Source organism: Bacteroides sp. B1-V-101, from assembly GCF_023656585.1.
GTDB lineage: Bacteria > Bacteroidota > Bacteroidia > Bacteroidales > Bacteroidaceae > Bacteroides > Bacteroides thetaiotaomicron.
This window is the reverse complement of the sequence record NZ_JAMOKH010000082.1, coordinates 1-2,544: the sequence shown is the minus strand read 5'-3', so window position 1 is coordinate 2,544 and position 2,544 is coordinate 1. Positions and strand designations below refer to the sequence as shown.

3 protein-coding genes are annotated in these 2,544 nt (G+C 45.5%); all 3 read right to left on the bottom strand.

The annotated features are described in order from the left end of the window. Positions 1-104: 104 nt before the first annotated feature. Entirely contained in the window at positions 105-1,676 is a 1,572-nt protein-coding gene (locus NBH01_RS26435) for an IS66-like element ISBthe6 family transposase (RefSeq protein ID WP_005805141.1), read from the bottom strand. Positions 1,677-1,749: 73 nt separating this feature from the next. Then, positions 1,750-2,121, bottom strand: a complete 372-nt coding sequence (gene tnpB / locus NBH01_RS26430) for an IS66 family insertion sequence element accessory protein TnpB (RefSeq protein ID WP_015531149.1) — start codon at positions 2,119-2,121, stop codon at positions 1,750-1,752. Beyond that, positions 2,105-2,476, bottom strand: coding sequence for an IS66 family insertion sequence element accessory protein TnpA (gene tnpA / locus NBH01_RS26425; RefSeq protein WP_005805145.1), 372 nt, complete (start codon positions 2,474-2,476; stop codon positions 2,105-2,107). The genes tnpB and tnpA overlap by 17 nt, the downstream gene beginning before the upstream one ends. Between the last annotated feature and the right edge of the window lie 68 nt (positions 2,477-2,544).

Here is a 2,544-nt window from a genome sequence, read left to right as displayed (position 1 = left end):
GTAAGCCCCCGATAAAGTACCCGTATAAAAAAGAATCGCTATAGCAAATCGAACAAAGCTATAGTGATTCTGTATTTATATTCTTGTTTTTCGTTAGAGTATTATTAGAGTTCTTTGGAGTTTCCCGATTCCCAGCAATGGGGTAGCAGCTCTTTTAGGTCTTTCTCCTTGTTGGCTGCATAATACGGCAATAGTGCAATCACCTCCGTGAGCCATTCCCGGGGGTTAATGTTGGAGGCTTTGCATGATGCCAAGAGCGAACAGATTATGGCAGTGTTCTGCGCGGCTTCATGGTTTCCACAAAATAAGAAGTTTTTTCTTGATAAGGCTATCGGACGAATCGCATTTTCGGCCAGATTATTATCTATTTTAAGCCTGCCGTCTTTCAGATAATTCCTCATACGTGGCCAAAGTTGATACGCGTAAGCGATAGCTTGCCCCATCCGGCTTTTAGGAAGCACTTTCGGATAGGCTGTTTCCATCCATTTTTCCAGTTGCTCAAGTATGGGAAGTGCCTGTTCCTGTCTTCTAAGCATGCGTTGCTCATAAGTGAGTTCCTCCTGGTCGGCAATCTGTTCGATCCGATAGAGTTGCTGTATTTGAGCCAGAACATATCCGGCCAGGGATTCATTCTCTTCTTTGGCAACCTCGTAATGTCGCCTTATGTGGGCAAGGCATCCGACAAGGCACACCTCTTTCTTACCCTCAAAGATGTTGTAGGCCGCATAGCCGTCACTTTGAAGATATCCTTTGAAGGTTTGTAATAATTTCCAGGCTGTTTCCTGTGAGCGGGAACCGTCATCATAATGAAAGAAGACCAATCCATCCATAACCGCCCTGACTATCCACAAGTATTCCTTAACCGCTTTATGATTCTGTTTGTTGATAACCGGTAATGTCGTTTCGTCCACCTGGATATAGTCGGCCTTCAATACCTGTTTCTTCAACTCTTCATAGAGAGGTTTAAGTAATTCACAGGCAGGTTTGAACCACCCCTGAAGCGTGTTTTCCGAGATCTTCAGGCCTAAATGGTGAAACTCACGCACCTGACGATAGAATGGTACATGATATTCATATTTTTGCAAGAGGATTTCAGTGAGCAGGCTGGCACCGGGAAGTCCCTTGTAGATAGGCAATAGCGGAAGAGGGGCTATAATAACACTGCCCTGATGCCCCTGAGGCAAACTTATATTGTCTTTCAGGCCATACTTGGGACGTATGATCTCTTTTACGTATAATTTGCCCGGTTCAAATTCAAGTGTACGTGTGCGTTCCTCGCCTATGCGCTTGTATTTATCCGGATCGACTCCTTCGGGTTCTATGACAATCTCCACTACAGGAAGGCCATCCAACATGTTGCGGTTCTGACGCACTTTCTTTTTGGGAGTCGTCGAGCAGACAGGTTCTTGGGCTGCGGCTTCTTCCGGTATTTCGTGTTCCAACGGCTGAACAGGTGGATCGAACAGTGATAGCTGGTTCGGATCCAGATGGGCTAATTTCTCGCTCTTACGGCCGAATAACTGACGATTTAACCAGGCTACCTGAGCCAGCAGTTCCTGAAGCTTATTTTGCAGCTGTTCGTTCTGCCGGGTCAGACGCTCGATTGACTCAGACTGGGAGCTATTAGCCTGCTGGAGTGTGGCCACCAAAAGTTCTAATGTTTCTGTCTGAGTCATTCGTCATACCTGTTTTGAACAATACAAAAATACAGAAAAGCAACCGTATAATCAAGGTTTCACCTGCTGTTTTTCAGTACTGCATGTCACTTTTTCGTAACGCTTTCAGACGTTTGAGCCTTTTGGAAGGTTCGTCGTTGATTCCCTCTACCATCAGAACCAGGTCACGCCACTGCATAGGGTACGACTTGCTTTCTTTGTCATAAGAGGGAAGGCGGAAAGTGCCTTCTTCAAGTCGTTTTATGTACAAAACCAGTCCGCCATCTTCCGCGTGTAGCAGTTTCATTGTAGTGCGCTGGCGGTTGATAAAGATAAACACATCACCTAAACGGACATCATATCCCATTTTATCATGAACAACCCCGCATAATGAGTTCATACCTTTACGCATATCTGTCTTACCCGGACAGAGAAAGTAGCGCATCGTGTCATTCAGGCAAAACATGGCGATTGCAGAGTTGAGTGAGCAATTGCATGGCCGCCTGGGATTCAGCCATACCACTGAAGTGGGCGATAATACCACCGGGGAACTCTATCCGGATCTCACCCGTTTGTATAGCGCCACTATCACAGGCAGAGTGGGAAGCAGGTGAAGAGGTGAGGCTAACCGGTGCAAACTCCTCTAAAGAGGAAGAATGCCTATCCATATGATAACGCCTCGATAGGCCAAACTTTCCTTTCCAATAGTAAAAGCTTGATTCGGTATAGGCTTCATTTATACAGAAGTCTTTTATCGTCAAACCGCTACGCTGTTGACGAGACAGGATTTCAATGAATTCTTCTTTACTCATTTTTTGCATAGTCTTTTTTCTGGCAAAGATCGAGACTTAAAGATACAAAGACAACGGGTACTTTATCGGGGGCTTAC